We start from the raw sequence: 1333 nt of genomic DNA on the forward strand, positions 1-1333 counted from the left end.
CCAGCAAGAATGAGGATTGTCGAGGTCCTTGTTCCTGCTCCAGCCGGAGGCACTTCTCAGGTGAAGAAGAGTATCGGGTCGTACCCGCGTGTCCGCATTGAGGGCGGTGGTCGGGCGGTGGTCTCGCAGGCCGGGAGCGTGCTGCTGGTCGAGACGGTCCGTAAGGCCGCTTGGACACCGCGATATCAGCGGCGCTGGCGCCGTGGCGGAAGGCTCGGGCGGTGCATGATCCGGGCAAGATCCTGCTGGACGTGGCTCTGGCGGTCGCGCTGGGCGGGGACTGCCTCGCGGATGTCGGGGTGCTGCGGGCCGAGCCGGCCGTGTTCGGGCCGGTGGCATCCGACCCCACGGTCTCCCGCCTCATCGACACCCTCGCGGCCTCCGGGGAGACAGCCCTGCGGGCCATCCGTGCCGCGCGGGCCGACGTTCGCCAGCAGGTCTGGCGGTTGGCCGACCGGGAAGCGCCTGATGCGGGCGGGACGGTGACCGTGGACCTCGACGGGGTGCTGGTGATCGCGCACTCGGACAAGGAGGACGCCGCACCCACGTGGAAGCGGACCTACGGTCACCACCCGCTGATGGGGTTTGTTGACCACGGACCGGGCGGCACCGGTGAACCGGTCGCGGCCCTGCTCAGACCGGGCAACGCGGGATCGAACACGGCGGCCGACCACACCACCGCCACCCAACTGGCCCTGGCCCAGCTGCCGAAGAAGTACCGGCGCGGGCGCCGAACCCTGATCCGCACCGACTCCGCGGGCGGCACCCACGACTTCGTCGTCTGGCTCGCTCAGCGAGGACGGTGGCTGTCCTACTCGGTCGGCATGGTGATCACCGAGGCAATCCACCAGCACGTGCTGAAGGTTCCGGCATCGGCCTGGACTCCGGCCGTCGAGATGGACGGCGAGGTCCGCGACGGCGCCTGGGTCGCTGAACTCACCGGCGACGTCCTGGACGGATGGCCCAAGGGCATGCGGCTGATCGTCAGAAAAGAACGACCACACCCCGGAGCCCAGTTGCGGCTTACCGATGCGGACGGCATGCGGCTGACGTGCTTCGCCACCAACACCTCGGGCCGGCCGATCGCCGAACTCGAGCTCCGTCACCGACTACGGGCCCGGGCCGAGGACCGCATCCGAAACGCCCGCGCCACCGGCCTGCGCAACCTTCCCCTGCACCGCACCGCTCAGAACCGGATCTGGCTGGAGATCGTGCAGATCGCCCTCGACCTGCTGGCCTGGATGCCGATGCTCGCCCTGACCGGCCAGGCCCGCCTCTGGGAACCCCGCCGACTACGGCTCCGCCTGTTCACCGCAGCCGGACAGCTCGTCAC

At 69.9% G+C, this 1333-nt stretch carries 1 pseudogene; it reads left to right on the forward strand.

Annotated elements, in window-relative coordinates:
- Window positions 1-60 precede the first annotated feature (60 nt).
- Window positions 61-1333 (forward strand): annotated as a pseudogene (locus tag ABZ441_RS33545) (IS1380 family transposase); the annotation flags it as partial.

Source organism: Streptomyces sp. NPDC005752 (assembly GCF_040630715.1).
Taxonomy (GTDB): Bacteria; Actinomycetota; Actinomycetes; order Streptomycetales; family Streptomycetaceae; genus Streptomyces.